16 protein-coding genes and 1 pseudogene are annotated in these 16,485 nt (G+C 75.0%); 6 read left to right on the top strand and 11 right to left on the bottom strand.

The window, feature by feature from the left end; genetic code table 11:
- Both ACFU6K_RS09685 and ACFU6K_RS09690 read right to left on the bottom strand, forming a co-directional pair.
- Positions 1–201, bottom strand: a pseudogene (locus ACFU6K_RS09685) (hypothetical protein); the annotation flags it as partial.
- A gap of 71 nt (positions 202–272) precedes the next feature.
- Positions 273–479: an antitoxin gene (locus ACFU6K_RS09690; RefSeq protein WP_049660325.1), complete on the bottom strand. Its 207-nt coding sequence runs from the start codon at positions 477–479 to the stop codon at positions 273–275.
- A 290-nt stretch (positions 480–769) separates the two neighbouring features.
- On the opposite strand from ACFU6K_RS09690, the gene ACFU6K_RS09695 reads away from it, so the two are divergent.
- Positions 770–1,393 carry a DUF6542 domain-containing protein gene (locus ACFU6K_RS09695; RefSeq protein ID WP_380661959.1) on the top strand — a complete coding sequence of 208 codons (624 nt, stop codon included), beginning with the start codon at positions 770–772 and terminating at the stop codon, positions 1,391–1,393.
- On the top strand, positions 1,386–3,026 hold the full coding sequence (locus tag ACFU6K_RS09700; protein ID WP_380661961.1) for an LCP family protein: 1,641 nt from the start codon (positions 1,386–1,388) through the stop codon (positions 3,024–3,026). Before ACFU6K_RS09695 ends, ACFU6K_RS09700 begins: the two co-directional genes overlap by 8 nt.
- A 22-nt stretch (positions 3,027–3,048) precedes the next feature.
- Here ACFU6K_RS09700 and ACFU6K_RS09705 read toward each other — a convergent pair whose 3' ends face one another.
- Both ACFU6K_RS09705 and ACFU6K_RS09710 read right to left on the bottom strand, forming a co-directional pair.
- Complete coding sequence (locus ACFU6K_RS09705) at positions 3,049–3,180, bottom strand: hypothetical protein (protein ID WP_380661962.1); 132 nt, start codon at positions 3,178–3,180, stop codon at positions 3,049–3,051.
- A gap of 30 nt (positions 3,181–3,210) precedes the next feature.
- Positions 3,211–4,020 (bottom strand): nucleotidyltransferase domain-containing protein, encoded by an 810-nt coding sequence (locus tag ACFU6K_RS09710; protein ID WP_380661963.1) that lies wholly within the window; start codon positions 4,018–4,020, stop codon positions 3,211–3,213.
- Between the two features lie 121 nt (positions 4,021–4,141).
- Here ACFU6K_RS09710 and ACFU6K_RS09715 point away from each other — a divergent pair, with 121 nt between their 5' ends.
- Positions 4,142–4,576 carry a DUF4259 domain-containing protein gene (locus ACFU6K_RS09715; protein WP_380661964.1) on the top strand — a complete coding sequence of 145 codons (435 nt, stop codon included), beginning with the start codon at positions 4,142–4,144 and terminating at the stop codon, positions 4,574–4,576.
- Positions 4,577–4,625: 49 nt separating this feature from the next.
- On the opposite strand, the gene ACFU6K_RS09720 is transcribed toward ACFU6K_RS09715, so the two are convergent.
- A complete protein-coding gene (locus tag ACFU6K_RS09720) occupies positions 4,626–5,876 on the bottom strand; it encodes an MFS transporter (protein ID WP_380661965.1) in 1,251 nt (416 codons plus the stop codon).
- A gap of 136 nt (positions 5,877–6,012) precedes the next feature.
- On the opposite strand from ACFU6K_RS09720, the gene ACFU6K_RS09725 reads away from it, so the two are divergent.
- The gene (locus ACFU6K_RS09725; RefSeq protein WP_380661966.1) at positions 6,013–6,456 is read left to right on the top strand and encodes a winged helix-turn-helix transcriptional regulator; all 444 of its coding nucleotides are present in this window, start codon (positions 6,013–6,015) and stop codon (positions 6,454–6,456) included.
- Between the two features lie 74 nt (positions 6,457–6,530).
- Here ACFU6K_RS09725 and ACFU6K_RS09730 read toward each other — a convergent pair whose 3' ends face one another.
- A complete protein-coding gene (locus ACFU6K_RS09730) occupies positions 6,531–7,847 on the bottom strand; it encodes a DUF6777 domain-containing protein (protein WP_380661968.1) in 1,317 nt (438 codons plus the stop codon).
- Positions 7,848–8,500: 653 nt separating this feature from the next.
- On the opposite strand from ACFU6K_RS09730, the gene ACFU6K_RS09735 reads away from it, so the two are divergent.
- A complete protein-coding gene (locus tag ACFU6K_RS09735) occupies positions 8,501–9,841 on the top strand; it encodes a streptophobe family protein (RefSeq protein ID WP_380661969.1) in 1,341 nt (446 codons plus the stop codon).
- A 41-nt stretch (positions 9,842–9,882) separates the two neighbouring features.
- Here the strand turns inward: ACFU6K_RS09735 and ACFU6K_RS09740 are convergent, their stop codons facing one another.
- From ACFU6K_RS09740 to ACFU6K_RS09760, 5 genes are all read right to left on the bottom strand, one after another.
- Positions 9,883–10,389 carry a hypothetical protein gene (locus tag ACFU6K_RS09740; RefSeq protein WP_380661970.1) on the bottom strand — a complete coding sequence of 169 codons (507 nt, stop codon included), beginning with the start codon at positions 10,387–10,389 and terminating at the stop codon, positions 9,883–9,885.
- Between the two features lie 70 nt (positions 10,390–10,459).
- Positions 10,460–10,834 carry a DUF1304 domain-containing protein gene (locus ACFU6K_RS09745; protein ID WP_380661972.1) on the bottom strand — a complete coding sequence of 125 codons (375 nt, stop codon included), beginning with the start codon at positions 10,832–10,834 and terminating at the stop codon, positions 10,460–10,462.
- A gap of 42 nt (positions 10,835–10,876) precedes the next feature.
- Positions 10,877–11,920 carry a serine/threonine-protein kinase gene (locus ACFU6K_RS09750; RefSeq protein WP_380661974.1) on the bottom strand — a complete coding sequence of 348 codons (1,044 nt, stop codon included), beginning with the start codon at positions 11,918–11,920 and terminating at the stop codon, positions 10,877–10,879.
- Entirely contained in the window at positions 11,917–12,474 is a 558-nt protein-coding gene (locus ACFU6K_RS09755) for a hypothetical protein (protein ID WP_380661975.1), read from the bottom strand. The genes ACFU6K_RS09750 and ACFU6K_RS09755 overlap by 4 nt, the downstream gene beginning before the upstream one ends.
- An 18-nt stretch (positions 12,475–12,492) precedes the next feature.
- On the bottom strand, positions 12,493–14,892 hold the full coding sequence (locus ACFU6K_RS09760) for an FHA domain-containing protein (protein WP_380661976.1): 2,400 nt from the start codon (positions 14,890–14,892) through the stop codon (positions 12,493–12,495).
- A gap of 179 nt (positions 14,893–15,071) precedes the next feature.
- On the opposite strand from ACFU6K_RS09760, the gene ACFU6K_RS09765 reads away from it, so the two are divergent.
- Complete coding sequence (locus tag ACFU6K_RS09765; RefSeq protein WP_380661978.1) at positions 15,072–16,421, top strand: acyltransferase; 1,350 nt, start codon at positions 15,072–15,074, stop codon at positions 16,419–16,421.
- Positions 16,422–16,485: the final 64 nt, after the last annotated feature.

Here is a 16,485-nt window from a genome sequence, read left to right on the forward strand (position 1 = left end):
GGGCTTCGAGGGCTTCGCGGAGCCGCCGGCCGACGGCGCGGAGCCGGACCCGGGGACGGACGGGGCGGCGGCGGTCGGAGAGGGGTCGGCGGAGGCCGCGCCGTCGTGGTCGTTGCCGCGCAGGAGGCCCAGCCCGACCACGACCGCGACGGTGAGCACCAGCCACTGCCCCCAGCCCGGCCCCTTCTTCTCCTCGCTCACCGCTGCCGCCCCTCCCCGTTCGCCCGTGCGGTCGTTCGACCGTCGTGCGGCTGATCGTGTCCTGCGGCAGGCTACTCGGCGGGCTTCTGGTCGCCGTCGAGGTTGCGCAGGAAGTCCTTCGCCTTCTCGACGCCGGTGTCGATCTGCCCGCTGTACTTGCCGTCCGTGCGGTCGTCGATCGCGTCGCCGACCTTGTCCAGGCCCTGCCCGATCACGTCGCCGTGGTCACGGGCGAGGTCGGTGGCCTTGCCCGCGAGGTTCTTCAGACTCTCAAACATGGTGACGCTCTGCTCCTCTGATGCGTTCCTGATGGTGTGCCGACGTGGCGGGGATCATGACCATCCTAACGACGGTCCACCAGGCGGTCGGTCGCTGCCGGGTGGCAGCGGATGACTTTGCTGAAATGGGTTTTGTATGCTCCAGCCCAATCTCTACAGCAATGTAGAGGTCGGGTCCCCACCAGGACGTCACCAGGGCGCCATCAGGGCGCCGGCAGGACCGACGGCGTCCCGGCACGCGCGGTGGTGCGATCGCGCCGCCGCAGCCGCAACGATCGAGGGAAGTGCGCATGGCCGGTCAGCGGGCGAGAACGCCGTACCAGGACGCGGGACCGCGCACCGAGGACCGCGCCCTGCCCGCCCAGCGCTCCTGGCCGGCCGGTGCGGGAACCGCGGGCGCCCGCGGGAACCGCGCGGACACCGCGGCGCCTCGGCAGGTCCGGTCGCCGCGCCCCGGGGCGGCCCGCCGCCGGCAGCAGGCACGTCGGCGCGGCGGGACGGCGGCCGCGCTCTCGGCGGTCGGGCTGCCGCTGCTCGGGGCCGTCGCGGACGAGCTCGACGGGCCGGGCGTCGGCCTCCTCTTCGCGGTGGGCTCGGTGCTCGGGACGGCGGCCGCGGCGCTGCTCTGCAGCCGCACCGGCCGGTGGTGGGTGGTGACGGCCGCTCCGGTCGTGGTGCTGCTCACCGCCTCGGGCGTCGAGTACCTGGCGCACCCCGGGACGTACCAGGGGAGGAACCTCGGCACCGGCGCGCTGCGCTGGGTGGTCGGGGCGTTCCCGGTGATGGCCGCGGCCGTGGCGGTGGCGCTCGCCGTGGTCGCGGTCCGCGGCACGGCGGCCCGCCGCCGGGCGGTGCCGGAGCGCCGGCGGACCGGCAGGACGGCTGTCCCGGCCGGAAGGGGCCGCCGTGGCTGAGCGCGGCAACAGCCGTACCGGCGGGCGCGGGCAGCGCGGTCTGCGCGGCCGGCGCGGCTACGACCCGCGCCGCGCCGCCGCCCCGCTGACCGTCGCCGGGCGCACCCTGGCCTGCACCGTCTCGGTCGCGGTGCTCGGCGCCAGCGGCTTCACCTGGTACGAGTACCGCAGCCTGGACGACGGCATGATCAAGTCCACCGCGCTGAGCGAGGCCAGGAAGAACGCCCCGCCGCACCTCGACAAGTCCGTCAACCTGCTGCTGATCGGCCTGGACAGCCGCAAGGACATGGACGGCAACGACCTGCCCAGGCAGTTCGTGGAGGACGAACTGCACGCCGGCTCCAGCGAGATCGGCGGGTACAACACCAACGCCCTGATCGTGCTGCACATCCCGGCCAACGGCGGCAAGGTCACCGCGCTGTCCGTCCCGCGCGACGACTACGTGCAGACCGTCGGCGCGGACGGGAGGATGCACAAGATCAAGGAGGCGTACGGCATCGCCAAGGAGGCCGCCGAGCAGAAGCTGGCGGGCAAGGGGCTCTCCAAGGCGGCACTGGAACGGCAGAGCCGCGAGGCCGGCCGCTCGGCCACCATCCGGACCGTGCAGAGCTTCCTGGACGTCCCGATCGACCACTTCGCGGAGGTGAACCTGATCGGCTTCTACGACATCGCCAAGGCGGTCGAGCCGGTCCAGGTCTGCCTCAACCACCCGGTGGACGACCCGATCATCGCCCGGACCGCCACCCACGAGGGCGGCGGCACCGGCCTCAGGCTCCCGGCCGGGATCAGCTCCCTCGACGCCGCGCAGGCGCTCTCCTTCGTCCGCCAGCGCCACCACCTCACCAACGGCGACCTCGACCGCACCCACCGGCAGCAGGCGTTCCTCTCCTCCGTCGAGTACCGGCTCAAGCAGCAGGGCATCCTCAACGACCTCGGGCAGATGCAGAAGCTGTTCGCGGTGGTGAAGAAGGACGTGGTCATCGACAACGAGTGGAACATCCTCGACTTCGCCCAGCAGGCGCCCAACCTGACCGGCGGAAACGTGGAGTTCAACACCCTGCCGATCAGCGGCTTCAAGACGGTCGGCGGGCAGGAGGTCAACACCGTCAACCCGGACCTGATCAGGAAGATCGTCCGGCAGCTCTTCAAGCACGAGCCGACGCCGGCCGTCCCCGCCGTGGTGCCCGTCATGCCGTCCGGGGACGCGCCGGGCGACCCCACCCCGTCGCCCTCCGCGACCCCGACGCCGAGCGCGACGCCCAAGGCGGTGGTCGACATCAACGCGGCCGCGGGGGCGGGGGTGGCGGCCAACGAGTCCCGGGCGCTGGCCGAACTCGGCTTCCAGACCGGCCGGATCGGCGACGCCCCGGCCAGGACCCGGGCCACCGCGGTCGGGTACGGCGCCGGCGCCAAGGCCGACGCGCAGCGCCTCGCCGCCCGCTACGGGGTGAACGCGGTCTTCTCGTCGGGGATCCCCGCGGGCCGCGTCCTGCTCACCCTCGCCGTCTCCCGCACCCCGAGCCCGACGGCCGTGCCGTCGGCCGCGCCGGGCGACACCTCCGCCGACTCGGCGGCGGGGCTGCCGATGCAGGGGCCGGCGGTGAAGGCGGGCGGGATCCCGTGCGTGGACTGAAGCCCGTACGGCGGCGGGGAGTTCAGCCCCGGCCGGGGCGGGTGTCCCGGAGCGGCTCCCGGTCGAGGACCTCCTCGTGCTCCAGGAGGTCGACCAACTCCCGGGCCAGGTCTGGGAAGACCTCGCGGACCAGCGGGTGCTCCGGTGTCGTCATGGGCGTGCCGCTGTCACGGGCGTGCCGCTGTCACGGGCGCGGTGCCTTCACGCCGTGGACGGCGGCGTACTCGGCGGCGAGCCAGGGGCCCAGGTCGTCGACGAGCACGGTGAGGGCGGCCCGGTCGGCGGTGCGGCCGCGGGCGAGGGCGGCGGCGAGGCGCGCCTGGGCGGCGCGCTCGGGGTAGTAGCCGGCGAAGACCTCGGCGGAGGCGGCGAGGTCGCTGGTCCAGCCGCCCCAGCGGGGCATGACGAGGGTGAGGCAGGTGCGGACGAGGCGGCGGGAGACGGCGCGGGCGAGGCCGCGCAGCTCGGCCTCCGTGGTGGCGGCGGCCAGGCGTTCGCGCCAGAGCGGGAGGACCAGGGCCAGGTCGCCGTTGGTCTCCCGGGCGAGCAGGGAGGTGGGGCGGTAGCGGGGGAGCCGGGCGGCGAGGTCCTCGCCGAGCAGCGGGGTGCAGAGGCAGGCGACGAACCAGCCGAGGTCGTGGCGTTCGAGCTCGCTCAGCAGGGTGGCCGTGCCGGCCAGCACCACGCCGACCCCGTCCACCTGCGTGAACTCCCCGTCGAGCGCGGCTTCGAGGGCGTCGGCCTCCGCCCGGTCCGCGGCGGTGGGCTCGTGGTGCAGGGCGAGCAGCAGGTCGAGGTCGGAGACGCCGGGGGTCGCGGTGCCGCGCGGGAGGCTGCCGTAGAGGTAGGCGCTGTGCAGCCGGTCGGGCGCGAAGGCCGCGGCGATCCGCTCCCGGGCGGCGGCGACCACCGGCGCGAACGCCGGCGGCACGCGGTCGAGCGAGCCCTCCCGTGCGATGTACCCGTCCCGGTCCAGCCCCTGAGTGGTGGTCATGGGGGCACTCTGCCCCACCGCGGTCGGCCCTGACCAGCGAATATCCGTCGGCCCGGCCGATTGTCAGTGCCGTGTGCAAGCATCCGTCGCACACGAACACGAACAGCGTGAGGGGATCGGCATGGGCACCTGGGACATCGGGCACTTCGACAACGACTCGGCGGCGGACTTCTGCGGCGGCTTGGACGACGCGGCGCCGGGCGAGCGCGAGCCGCTGCTCCGGTCGGCGCTGCTGTACGCCGTCCGGGCGGAGGAGTTCCTGGACTCCGACGAGGCGGTGGAGGCGGTCGCCGCCGCCGCGCTGGTGGCGGCGCAGTGCCCGGGCGGGGCGGCGGTGACCAGCGCCTACGGGCCCAAGGAGCCGGTCCCGCCGCTCTCCGCCGAGCTGCGCCCGCTCGCGGTGGCGGCGCTCGACCGGGTGGTCGCGGAGGAGTCGGAGCTCGCGGAGCTGTGGGACGAGGCAGGGGAGGGGCCGGCCTGGCGCGAGGGCATACGGGCGCTACGGGAGGTCCTCGCCGCGGCGTCGCCGGCGGACGCGTCGGTGACGGACGCGTAGCTGACGCACGCGTAGGTGGCGGGGCCGGTCGCCCGTGGCCGATCGGTCGTCACCGGCGGGCCGCCGTCCACCAGTAGCCGAGCGCGGCGAGGCTGGTGGCGGCGCCGAGCAGGCAGACGGCCGTCCAGCCGCCGTGGTCGTAGACGACGGTGGACAGGATCGCGCCCGCGCCGCACCCGGCGGAGTAGAGCAGCATGTAGCCGGCGGTCAGGCGGCTCTGCGCCTCCGGGCGGACCTGGTAGAGGAGGTGCTGGTTGGCGACGTGGACGGACTGCAGGCCGTAGTCGATCACCACCATGGCGAGCACCAGCCACCAGACCGAGTGCGGCAGCAGTGCGGCCGGGAGCCAGCCGACCAGCATGGCCAGCAGGCCGATGCCGGCGGTGCGTTCGGCCCGGCCGCGGTCGGCCTGGCGGCCGGCGTACCCGGCGCCGAGCGCTCCGGCGGCGCCGGCGAGGCCGAAGAGCCCGATCTGGGTGTGGCTGAGGTTGAAGGGAGCTGCGGCGAGCGGGAGCACCATCGGGGTGAGCAGCACGGTGACGGAGGTGAAGCTCAGCAGCGCGAGGACGGCCCGGACCCGGAGCACGCGCTCCTGGGCGAAGAGCGCGAACACCGAGCCGACCAGCCGCGGGTAGCCGATCCGCTCGGCCGCCCGGTGCCGCTCGGACGGGACGGCGGCCGCGACGGCGAGGGCCATGGCGGCGGTCGCGACGGCGGAGGCCACGTAGACGGCGCGCCAGCCGGCCAGGTCGCCGATGGTCCCGGCGACGGTGCGGGCGAGCAGGATGCCGACCACGATGCCGCTGGTCACGGTGCCGACCACCCGTCCCTGGTCGCCCGGGGCGGCGAGTTGGGCGGAGTATGCGACGACCACCTGGGCGACGACGGCGAGGACGCCGACGGCGGCCATCGCGAGGAGCAGCAGCGGAGCCGAGGGGGCGAGCGAGACGGCGAGGAGGGCGAGGACGGACAGGCCGAGCTGGGAGGTGATCAGGGTGCGGCGGTTGACGTGGTCGCCGAGCGGCACGAGCAGGAGCAGGCCGAGGGCGTAGCCCGTCTGGGTGAGGGTGCCGACCAGGCCGATGGTCGCCGGGGCGATGCCGTAGTCCCGGGCGATCAGGTCGAGCAGCGGCTGCGAGTAGTAGACGTTGGCCACGGCGAGGCCGCAGGCGACGGAGAGCAGCCAGGCGACGGCCGGTGACAGGCCGCGTGGCGGGGTCCCGGTGGGGGCACCGGCCGTGGCGTTGCTCGGGGTGTCGGCGGTCGGGTCCTCGGCGGACGCGCGGGCGGGTGAGGTCATGGGCGGGACTCCCTCGAAGGGGCACAGTGGTTTCAAAGTGCTACCGCGACACCATGGCATACCCTGGTTTTAATAAGCAACCATGCTCTGATCGGTACGCTGGGCGCCGACCGGTGAGAGCTGAGAGGTGGGAGAAGTGCCGAAACGCACCACGCACGAGGAGTCGGCCTGCCCGGTCGCCCGTCCGCTCGACGTCGTCGGCGACGGCTGGACGCTGCTGATCGTCCGTGACGCCTTCGACGGACTGCGCCGCTTCGGGCAGTTCCAGAAGAACCTCGGCCTGGCCAAGAACATCCTGTCCTCCCGCCTGGCCGGCCTGGTCGCCAACGGTGTGTTCGAGCTCGCGCCGGCCGCCGACGGCAGCCCGTACCAGGAGTACGTGCTCACCGAGAAGGGCCGTGCGCTGTTCCCGGTGATCACGGCGCTGCGGCAGTGGGGCGACCAGTGGTTCTTCGAGGAGGGCGAGCCCCGGGCGCGTCTGGTGGACCGCGAGTCGGGTGCGCCCGTCGCGCCGGTCGAGGTGCGCTCGGCGGACGGCCGGGTGCTCGGGCCCGGGGACGCGAAGGTGCTGCTGCCCTGAGGCGCGCCGGCGCACCGCTGCCACCGGCCGGGTGAGGGCCGATGGCAGCGGGGCGGAGCGGGGCGTGCGTCGGGTCAGCTCGGCGTGGCGGCACTCGCGGTCGGGCAGGGCGGCAGGGTGGACGGCGCGGTGCTCGCGCAGGTCGCGGTCGGCGCCTGGGCAGTGGTGGTCGCCGTCGTGGTCCCGGTCGCCGTCGTGACGGCGGTGGTCGTCGCGGGGGACGACGTCGTGGTGATCGATGTCGGTGTTCGCGTCTCAGTCGGCGTCTGCGTCGGTGTGCCGGTGGTCACCGTGGACGGGGGCGGGGTGCTGGTCGTCGTGGCCGTCCCCGGCGGCTGACCCGAGCCGGTCGAGGACGTGGCTCCGGGGGTCGTCGGGCCCGAGGAGGTGACTCCGGGGGTCGTGGCACCCGAGGAGGTGATACCGGAGCCGGTGGCGCCTGAGGACGTGGCACCCGAACTCGTCGGCGTGCCGGGCGATGGCGTGCCGGGCGGGGTCGTGCCCGGCGACGTCGCACCGGGCGAGGTCGTGCCGGGGGAGGTCGAGGACGTGGCCGAGGGCGTGGACGGCGTCCACGGGCCCGGCGGCGGGATGCCGGGCACCAGGGGCCCCTTCGGCGGTTCGGCCGGTCGGTCCACGACCTCGACCCGCCCGGTCATCCGGGAGAACCACCCGCCGGTCTCGACGTTCACCAGGATGATCTCGGTCACCGGGCGGGCTGCCGGCACCACGATGATCAGCGTGGACGGCTGGAAGCCCGCCCAGGCCTTCCCGGTGTACCTGGCGTTGCTCACCAGAGCCGGCGGCTTCAGCGGGTTGCCGCAGGAGCAGCGCACCCGGGGCACGCCCTGGGCGTCCACCAGGACGGCGGTGCCCGCCTGTAGCGCGGACTGGTACTCGACCACCGCGCCGCTCTGGTAGTTGTGGTTGGTCACCCGGGTGTCCACCCGCAGGTAGGCGGAGGTCAGCGAGCGCAGGTAGCCGGGGACGTCGGCCTGCGCGATGCCGGCGGCGGAGGCCCAGGCGCGCCCGGTGTCCCCGGTCGAGAGCATCCCGATCAGGCGCTCGGTGTCGCAGCTCGGCCTGCCCATCGTCCCGGCGTACAGCCCGGCCGAGCTGCCCTCGACGCTGTGCAGCGCGGTCGGTGAACCGCTCCGGGACGAGGCGCCGCCCGGGTGCTGCGCCGTCGGGGTGACGGTCGGGACGGCGGTCGGGGTGACGGTCGGGACGGCGGAGGCGGGTGCGGGGGCGCTCACCCCCTGGGTCTCCACCGACGGGGTGAACGGGTCCGGCCCGGGATCGGCCGGGGCCTGCAGGGCGACCTCGTTCGCCGTCGGCACGGCCGGGTGTTTGCCGCCCTGCTTGTTGACGATCAGCACGGTGGCCGCCACGGCAACCGCCACCGTGCCCGCCGCCAGCGCCAGCCCTTTCCCGGATCGCCACCACGGCGTGCGCGCCCCGCGTCCGGGCCCGCCGGACGACGGCCCGCCGGCGCCGCCCGGTCCGGACGGCCCGCCCGGCCCGCTCGCGCCGCCGGGACCACTCGCACTCCCGGCGCCACCCGCACTCCCGGCGCCACCCGCCCCGGCGGCCCCGGACGGGCCCGAGGGCGGAGGGGGCACGGACGGCGGACCGGCCGTACCGCCGCCGGACGGTCGACCGGCCAGCGGCCCGGACGGGGGACCGGACGGCGGACCGTGCGGAGGCTCACCGGACGGGCCGGGCAGGCCGGACGGCGGCGGTTGGGAGGTCATCGAGGCTCCGTTTCGCAGGCGGTCGGCCGACCGGGGCCGGCTCGGGAGGCTCCTGCCAGTGGCTTCCCTTTCTCCCCCGTTGCCCCGTTCGCCGCAACAGCAGGTGCCGGGGGCGCCGCCGAGCGTGCCCGCCGACCGTCGGCCACCCTGGAAGCCCACCGGAACCCCACCGGAGACCGGCCAACGGTCGGCCGGACGTGGACCGGGCGCGGATCGGCCGTCGATCGGCCGTCGATCGCGCCCGGGCCGGGCCGGACCCCTGTGCACCCCGCGAGCGACGAGGAGGCGGCATGCAGCAGCCCACCACCCGGGCCGCGGGCCCGCCCGGCGCCGTACGCGGCTGGCTGGACGCGCTCGCCGTCGTGCTGGCCGGGCTGGTCGCGATGGCGGCGGTGGCCGCGCTCGGCCTCTGGCTGGCCGGCGCCGACGACCTCCCGGACGGCGGCTTCCCCGCCGTGCTGGCCGCGACGCTCGCGCTCGCCGTCGGCGGGACCGTCGAACTCGACGGCGGTGCCGGAGACTTCGCGGCGGTCGGGGCCGGGATCAGTGCGATGCCGCTGAGCGTCTCGGTGGTCGGCGCGGTCGCGATGGCCGAGGTGTTCCTGCGCCAGCTGCGCTTCCGCGCGGTCGCGGGCGGCGGTGAGCTGCTCGGGCGGATCGGCCGGACGGTGCTGCTCTGGGTGCTCGCCCTGGTGCTGCTCACCCTCGGCGCCCGGCACAGCTTCGTCGTCCCGCTCGGCGGCGACCTGGCCCAGTCGATCGGCGGCGCGCTCGGGCTGACCCCGGAGGTCGGCTTCCGTGCGGACGGCCCGACCACCGTGGGCATCGGGCTGGCCTGGCTGCTGGTGGTACTCGCGGTCACCTTCGCGGTGTCCCGGCGGGCCCCACTGCCGCCCGCCCTGGTGCGCTACCAACTCGCCGTCCGCCCACCCGCGTTCGCACTCTGGCTGGTCCTGCTGGCGTACCTGGCGATCGGTGCGGTGGCCGGGGTGCTGACCGCGATCGTGCACGGGAACGCCCGGCAGACCCTCGCCGTGGTGCTGCTCGCGCTGCCCGACCTGGTCTGGCTGGCCTTCGGTATCGGGCTCGGCGCCACGTGGCACGGGCGGCTGGTCGGCGGGCTCGGCCTGCCCGTCCCCAAACCGCTCAGCGCCGTGCTGCGCACCCCCGGGGGCGGGCCGGCGACCATCGACCTCGGCACCCTCGCGGAGCAGGACGCCCGCAGCTGGTGGCTGCTGCCGCTGGCCGCCGCCCTGCTGCTCGCCGCCGCCTTCCTGGCGGCCCGCCGCGCGCCGCGCACCGTCCGGCTCTGGCGGCACGCCGTCCGGTTCGCGCTCGCCACCGCCGTCACCGTGCTGCTGGTCGGCCTGTGGACCCGGGTGGACGCCGACTACGGGCTCTCCGTGCTCGGCGTCGGCCTCGGCCAGGGCGGCCTGGGCGACCTGTTGGGCGCCGTGCTCGGCGGCGGAAACCCGCTGGCCGGGCTGGGCGGCGGCAGCCTGAGCCTGCGCCCGGTGCTCTGGACGGCGGTGCCGCTCGCGGCGGGCTGGGGGCTGCTGACCGGCGCGCTCGGCGCCCTGCTCGCCACCCGGGTGCGGCACCGCGGCGAGGTACCGGCGGACGCCGAATAAGCCGAACAAGGGGCGCGGGGTGACGGCGGCCGTGGCCCGGCTCAGAACAGCCGGTGGCCCCGCACCCACATGGTCTTGCGGCCGTCGGCCCGGATGAGCCGGAGCTTCCCGATGCCGTCGTGGATGCCCGCGCTGAGAAGCAGCGACGGTCCGACGACCACGCCCGCGGCGGCCAGCGTGAAGAGCAGGCCGATGTTGTCGACCGCCTGGTCGTCGCCCTCCTCGACGGTCCGGCCGCCCAGCTGGACCAGCATCGGGACGAGGGCCAGCAGCGAGAGCACCAGCAGCCAGCCCACCGTCCGGTGGACCAGCCGCTTGACCCGCGCCCTGGTCGCGGTCTCCACCCGGACCGAGAAGGAGCGCCGGCAGCGCGGGCAGATGACGCCGATCTCCTCGTTCCCGCCGGTGGGCCGGGGCGAGCCGCCCTCCGGCAGGTGGGCGACGCTCCAGCTGACCTTCGTCGAGGTGAGGCCCTGCTGGACGCTCACCCGACAGCCGAGGCCGACGACGTACCGGTCGGTGATCGGGACCTTCGCCACTGCTGCCACCCCCAGCCTCCGCGACCGTCGCGGGGTAGGCGGAGTTTAGCCGTACGGGTGAAGGGATGGTGATGAAACGTCAGAACGCCTCCGCCAGAAGGATGATCGCCGCCGGGACGGCCTGGCCGAGTGCGCCGCGCCACAGCTTCGGCTCCGAGGCGAACAGGGTGATCCCGCCCGCGACCATGAACGCGGCGACGTAGAGCACCACCGCCCGCCCGGCCCCCGGGTGCCCGGTGTGCAGCAGGACCAGGCCGGTGACCAGGCCGAGGGCCAGGAAGAGGTTGTAGAAGCCCACGTTGACGCGCCACAGCCGGACCTCCGGGGCGTCCGCGGTGCTGCCGGTCAGCACGCGGCGCACCCGCGGGTGCCCGTACAGGAAGCTCTCCAGCGGCCAGACGATCAGGTGGATCGCCGCGGCGACCACGGCGAAGACCTGGCTCACGGCGTTCATGACGGACGGCTCACGGCGTTCATGACGGACGGCTCACGGCGTTCATGACGGACGGCTCCCTGCGGGCGGGGACGGCGGTGGGTGGACGACCGGTGCGGCCCAGGCGGGCGGCCCGGGCACCGCGGGCGGGCCGGGGGCGAGCGCCGGGACGACCCGGGTGGGCGGCCCGTCGGCGCGCCACGGTTCCGGCGCGGCGGGGGTGCTCGCCGCGCGCAGTTCGGCGACGAAGTCCAGGCAGTTCGGGTACCGCTCCCCGGGCGTCTTGGCCAGCGCCCGGGCGACCACCGCCCCGACGGCGGCCGGCAGGTCGGGCCGGTGGTCGCGCAGCGCGGGCGGCGGGTCGTTGAGGTGCGCCCAGAGCAGCGCGAGGTCGCTCTCCCGGCGGAACGGCGGCGCGCCCGCGAGCATCTCGAAGACCACGCAGCCGAGGCCGTACTGGTCGCAGCGCCCGTCCAGCGGCCTGCCGGAGATCTGCTCGGGCGCCGCGTAGTCGAGCGTGCCGACGATCTGGCCGACGCTGGTCAGCCCGCTGAGCGAGAGGGACTTCTTGGTCAGGCCGAAGTCCGCCAGGTACAGGTGCTCCGGGTGCTCGCTGTCCGTCCCGGCGGCGACCAGCACGTTGCCCGGCTTGACGTCCCGGTGCACCAGGCCGTGGTGGTGCGCGGCGTCCAGTGCCGAGGCGATCTGGAGGGCGAACCGGACGGCCCGCCCGACCGGGAACGGGCCGGAGCGGTTGATCAGGGCGCGCAGGTCGCCGCCCTCCACGTAGCGCATCGCGAGGTACAGGATGCCGTCCTGCTCGCCCGCCTCGAACACCGGGATGATGTGCGGGTGGTCGATCGCGGCGGCCGCCTCCGACTCGTGCATGAAGCGCTGCCGGAACACCTCGTTGCGGGCCAGCTCGGGGGCGAGCAGCTTGACCGCGACCGTCCGGCCGAGCCGCAGGTCCTTGGCCCGGTAGACCACGGCCATGCCGCCGCGCCCGATCTCGTTCTCCAGCCGGTAGCCGGCGACCCGCCGCCCGACCAGCCCGGCGGGCAGACCGGTGGCGTCGCGCGCGGCGGACGGCCGCTCGGCGGAGGTCACGGGTCACCGGTCCGGGTGGGGGCGGACGGGTCCTGCGTGGACGGGGCGTGCGAGGGCGAGGGCGAGGGGCTGGGCCGGTCGGTGGCCGCGTACGTCTGGAACTGGAGCCCGTCGCCGTAGCACCAGCGGTCGTGCACCGGGTCGAACAGCCAGACGGCCTCGCCGTCCACCACCAGGCCGATCCGCAGGCCGCGGGTGCGCTCCCGGAACGCCCCCAGGTCGAGGGCGCCGGTGGCGAGGTCCTCCAGCAGGGCGCGGTAGCGGTCGAGTGCGCCCCCGGCCTCGGCGAGCGCCGGTCGCGGGTCGGCGGTCCGCGCGGGCGGGCCGTCGGCGGCGGGCGGTGGCTGTGGCAGCGCGACCAGCAGGCGGCCGTCCACCCAGGCGGTCCAGCCGTTGGAGCAGAGGATCCGCGCCCAGTCGCCCAGGCGGTCGAGCAGTTGCAGCGGCAGCAGCGCGTCCAGCCGGGCGTCGGGCCGGGCCGGGTCCGGAGCCGCCCAGGAGGCCATCCCGTCCGGCGGGGCGACGTGGGTCGGGCGGAACGCGAACTCGTCCATGCGGTGGTCGCCCTTCCGCTACCGCCGCATGATGCTCGGCTCGTGCCGCCGCAGCAGGGCCAGCACCACCAGGCCGTACAGCAGCGAGAGCGCGGGCAGCAGCGCGATGCTCAGCAGCCAGCCGGAGCGCTGGTGCCGGAACATCGGGTCGGCGGTGATCGCGTTCGGGAAGATGCCGTGCAGCTCGACGGTGCGCGCCATCGCCGACAGACCCCAGCGGGACGGGACCAGCCACGCGAACTGCTCCAGCCCCGGGACGCCGTGCAGCTTGAGCATCAGGCCGCTGAAGACGATCTGCACCACCGACAGGAGCACCAGCAGCGGCATGGTGGCCTCCTCCTTGCCCACCAGCGCCGAGACCACCAGGCCGAGCATCATCGCCGAGAAGGCGAGCAGCGCGACCGCGAGGATCAGCTCGGGCAGCTGCGGCATCACCACCCCGGTCGGCACCGCGAAGGAGAGGTCCACCCCGGCCAGGCCGACCACGGTCAGCACCGTGGCCTGGGCCACCGTGACCGTGCCGAGCACCACCACCTTGGAGACCAGGTAAGCCGATCTGGACAGCCCGACCACCCGCTCCCGCCGGTAGATCGCGCGCTCCTTGACCAGCTCGCGCACCGAGTTGGCGGCGCCGGTGAGCAGCCCGCCGATGCAGAGCGTGAGCAGGCAGTTGACGGCGTTGTCGGGGGAGAGCCGGGAGCCGGCCATCGCCCGGCACATCAGGCCGATCACGAAGGGCAGCACGACCATGATGGTGAGGAAGAGCCGGTCGGCGGCCAGCACCGCGGTGTACCGGCGCACCAGGGTGCCCAGTTGGGAGAACCAGCCCTGCGGCTTGTCCCAGTCGATCGCGGGAGCAGCGGGAGCGGCCGCCGCGGCGGGCTCGTGCGGGTCGGGGCCGGGGATCGGGCGCGGGTGCGGATGGGGCGACGGCGACGGCGTCGGCACGGCCTCGGCCGCCACGTAGCGTGCGTACTGCGGGGAGCCGCGGAAACGCTGCTGCCAGGTGTTGTGGTCCTCGTCCTCGAAGGCCTCGAAGGCCTCCGGCCACTCCTCGTAGCCGAAGAAGCCCAGCGCCTCGCCGGGCGGCCCGTAGTACGCCGTCCGCCCGCCCGGGGCCAGCACCAGCAGCCGGTCGCAGACGCTCAGGCTCAGCACGCTGTGCGTCACCACGACCACCGTCCGGCCGTCGTCGGCGAGCCCGCGCAGCATCCGCATCACCGAGCGCTCCATGCCCGGGTCCAGCCCGGAGGTCGGCTCGTCGAGGAAGAGCAGGGACGGCTTGGTGAGCAGCTCCAGCGCGACGCTGACCCGCTTGCGCTGGCCGCCGGAGAGGCTGGCGATCACCTGGTCGGCGCGGCCGTCCAGGCCCAGCTCGTGGATCACCTCGCGGACCCGGGCCTCCCGCTCGTGCGGGTCGGTGTCGCCGGGGAAGCGCAGCTCGGCGGCGTAGGACAGGGCGCGGTGGACGGTGAGCTGGGTGTGCAGGATGTCGTCCTGCGGCACCAGGCCGATCCGGCGGCGCAGCTCGGCGTAGTCGCGGTAGAGGTCGCGCCCGTCGTACAGCACCGTGCCCTGGTCGGCGGGGCGCAGCCCGGTGAGCGCGTTGAGCAGGGTGGACTTGCCCGCGCCGCTCGGGCCGGCCACCGCGAGCAGCGCCTTCTCGGCGAGCGGGAAGCCGACGTCGTCCAGCAGTACCCGGTGGTCGGGGCCGACCCGGACCACCAGGTGCCGGACGTCCAGGGAGACCTCGCCGGTGTCGGTGTACTCGACCAGCCGGCCGTCGGCCAGGCAGAGCGCGGAGTGGCCGATGCCGACGATGTCCGCCGGGCCGACCGGGGCGCGCTGTACGGGGCGGCCGTTGAGGTAGGTGCCGTTGTGGCTGTCCAGGTCGACGATCTCGTGGCCGCCGTCGGGCAGCGCGCGCAGTTCGGCGTGGTACCGGGAGACCACCAGGTTGTCCAGGACCAGGTCGTTGTCGCGCGAGCGGCCGATCCGGACGGTGCGGCCGAGCAGCCGGTGGACGGCGCTCGGACGGCGGAAGGTGCCGGAGAGGTGCGGGGCGACCAGGGACGGCCGCTTGTGCGCGGTGGGCGCCGGAAGGCCGACGAAGGCCGCGGACGGCCCGTCGGCCGGGTCGCCGAAGCGCAGCCGGGTGCCCGGGCCGACCTCCTCGCGGCTGACCCGCCGGCCCTCGTCGTACGTGCCGTTGGTGCTGTCGGCGTCCTCCAGCAGCCAGTGCCCTCCGGTGGCGCGCAGGATCGCGTGGTGCCAGGACACCCGGGGGTCGTCCAGGACGATCTCGCTGGTCGGGTCGCGGCCGAGGTGGTAGGCCCGGGTCGGGTCGATCACCCGCGACGCGGTGCCGGTGACCAGTACGAGGGGCGGCGCGGAGGGTGCGCCGGGGCGCTCTCCCATGCTGCGCATTCTATCGCCGTCGCTGTCGCCGCACCGGCCGAAGAGCCCTGCCGGAGTGCGGGATTGGACTGGACCACTGCCTCCGCGCGCCACTATCGTTCGGCGTGCCCGCGGACCGCGCGCCGCCGGCACGCGCCCGCGCGTCACCGGAAGTCGTCGAGTGCTTCGGAACGGAACCCATGAGCATCTGGCCGCAGTTGCGAAGATCCCGTACCGTCCGGGCCGGGCACGCCACCGGCCGGGTGCTGCGCTGCGGGCTGATGGACACCATGCTCGCCGACCTCGCCGTCTCGGTCGTGCTCTGCTTCGAGCGCCCGCTGGACGACGACCGGCTCGCCGCCGGCCTGGCCCGCGCGCTGGAGCGGGTGCCGGTCTTCGCCGGAAGGCTGCGCACCGTCGAGGGCATTCTGGAAGCGGTCTGCGACGACACCGGCGTGCCGTTCGAGGTCTACAGCATGGAGGGCACGCTCGCCGAGGCGATGGGCCGGGTGACGGCGTCCGGCGCCGAACTGGTCGCCCCGCTGGACGCCCCCGCCGCCCGCGACGGCGGCGTCCCGCTGCTCACCGTGCGCCTCACCCGCACGGCCGACGGCGGCACGGTGCTCGGCTGCTCCTGGCATCACGCGATCGGCGACCTGCACAGCTTCATGCTGCTGCTGCGGGCCTGGTCCGCGGCGGTCGAGGGAGAGCCGCTTCCGAAGGCCGAACTCGTGGACGACCAGGACGAGTTGCTGGCCGAGGTGCTCCCGGAGGAGGACTGCGGCCGGCCCGGCTTCCGGGTGCCCTCGGCGGCGGAGGCGGAACTGCTGGCCCGCGAGGTGGCGGCCGGACCGCGCGCCAACCGGATCGTCCAGATCTCCTTCAGCGACGCCGAACTGGCCAGGATGCGCGAGGAGTTCGGCGTGGCGGCCGGGCGCCGGCTCTCCTCCGGGGACGTGCTCTGCGCCCACCTCCTCAGCACCCTGCGGGAGTTGGACGGGGACGACGCCGAGCGGATGCTGACGGTGCCGGTCAACGCGCGCCGCTGGCTGGGCCTGTCGCCGGCACTGCTCGGCAACCTCCTCAGCGAGGTCCATCTGCCGCACCGGCCCGAGGAAGGCCCGGCGGTGCTCGCGGGCGCGCTGCGCACGGCGGTCGAGGAGTTCCCGACCGCGCACCTCAACCTGCGCGCCAACCTGTGGTTCCTGGCCACCCTCGGCCGCTCGCGGCTGCGCGACTGCGTGCCGCTGGGCTTCGACCCGGGGGCGCGCCGGTTCAGCTTCTCCAACTGGAGCGGCTTCGGCGCCTATGCGGTGAGCTTCCAGGGGGAGCGGCCCGTGCTGTTCAGCCCGGCGGCCAACTACCCGATTCCCTGGGTCTGTTGGACGGTCGAGGGGTTCCGGGGCGAGGGCCGGCTGGCCACCGTGGTGCTGCCGGCCCGGCTCGCCGCCCGGGTGCGCGGGGCGGAGGGCCGGGCGGCGCTGCACCGGTTCCGCAGGGCCGGGGACCGGCCGCCCGCCTCGGCCGGGATGCTGCCCAAGGTGCTCTGAGCCGCCCCGCGCAAGCGGGTTCGACGACAGGCCCCGGCGGCGGGAAGGACGCCCACGGTGAACC

Source organism: Kitasatospora sp. NPDC057512 (assembly GCF_042802135.1).
Classification (GTDB): Bacteria; Actinomycetota; Actinomycetes; order Streptomycetales; family Streptomycetaceae; genus Kitasatospora.

Coding starts and splice junctions, on each gene's coding strand:
- ACFU6K_RS09765 (WP_380661978.1), top strand. CDS start 15,072: ATGAGCATCTGGCCGCAGTTGCGAAGATCCCGTACCGTCCGGGCCGGG.
- ACFU6K_RS09735 (WP_380661969.1), top strand. CDS start 8,501: ATGCAGCAGCCCACCACCCGGGCCGCGGGCCCGCCCGGCGCCGTACGC.
- ACFU6K_RS09755 (WP_380661975.1), bottom strand. CDS start 12,474: ATGGACGAGTTCGCGTTCCGCCCGACCCACGTCGCCCCGCCGGACGGG.
- ACFU6K_RS09710 (WP_380661963.1), bottom strand. CDS start 4,020: ATGACCACCACTCAGGGGCTGGACCGGGACGGGTACATCGCACGGGAG.
- ACFU6K_RS09690 (WP_049660325.1), bottom strand. CDS start 479: ATGTTTGAGAGTCTGAAGAACCTCGCGGGCAAGGCCACCGACCTCGCC.
- ACFU6K_RS09760 (WP_380661976.1), bottom strand. CDS start 14,892: ATGGGAGAGCGCCCCGGCGCACCCTCCGCGCCGCCCCTCGTACTGGTC.
- ACFU6K_RS09715 (WP_380661964.1), top strand. CDS start 4,142: ATGGGCACCTGGGACATCGGGCACTTCGACAACGACTCGGCGGCGGAC.
- ACFU6K_RS09720 (WP_380661965.1), bottom strand. CDS start 5,876: ATGACCTCACCCGCCCGCGCGTCCGCCGAGGACCCGACCGCCGACACC.
- ACFU6K_RS09745 (WP_380661972.1), bottom strand. CDS start 10,834: ATGAACGCCGTGAGCCAGGTCTTCGCCGTGGTCGCCGCGGCGATCCAC.
- ACFU6K_RS09705 (WP_380661962.1), bottom strand. CDS start 3,180: ATGACGACACCGGAGCACCCGCTGGTCCGCGAGGTCTTCCCAGACCTG.
- ACFU6K_RS09695 (WP_380661959.1), top strand. CDS start 770: ATGGCCGGTCAGCGGGCGAGAACGCCGTACCAGGACGCGGGACCGCGC.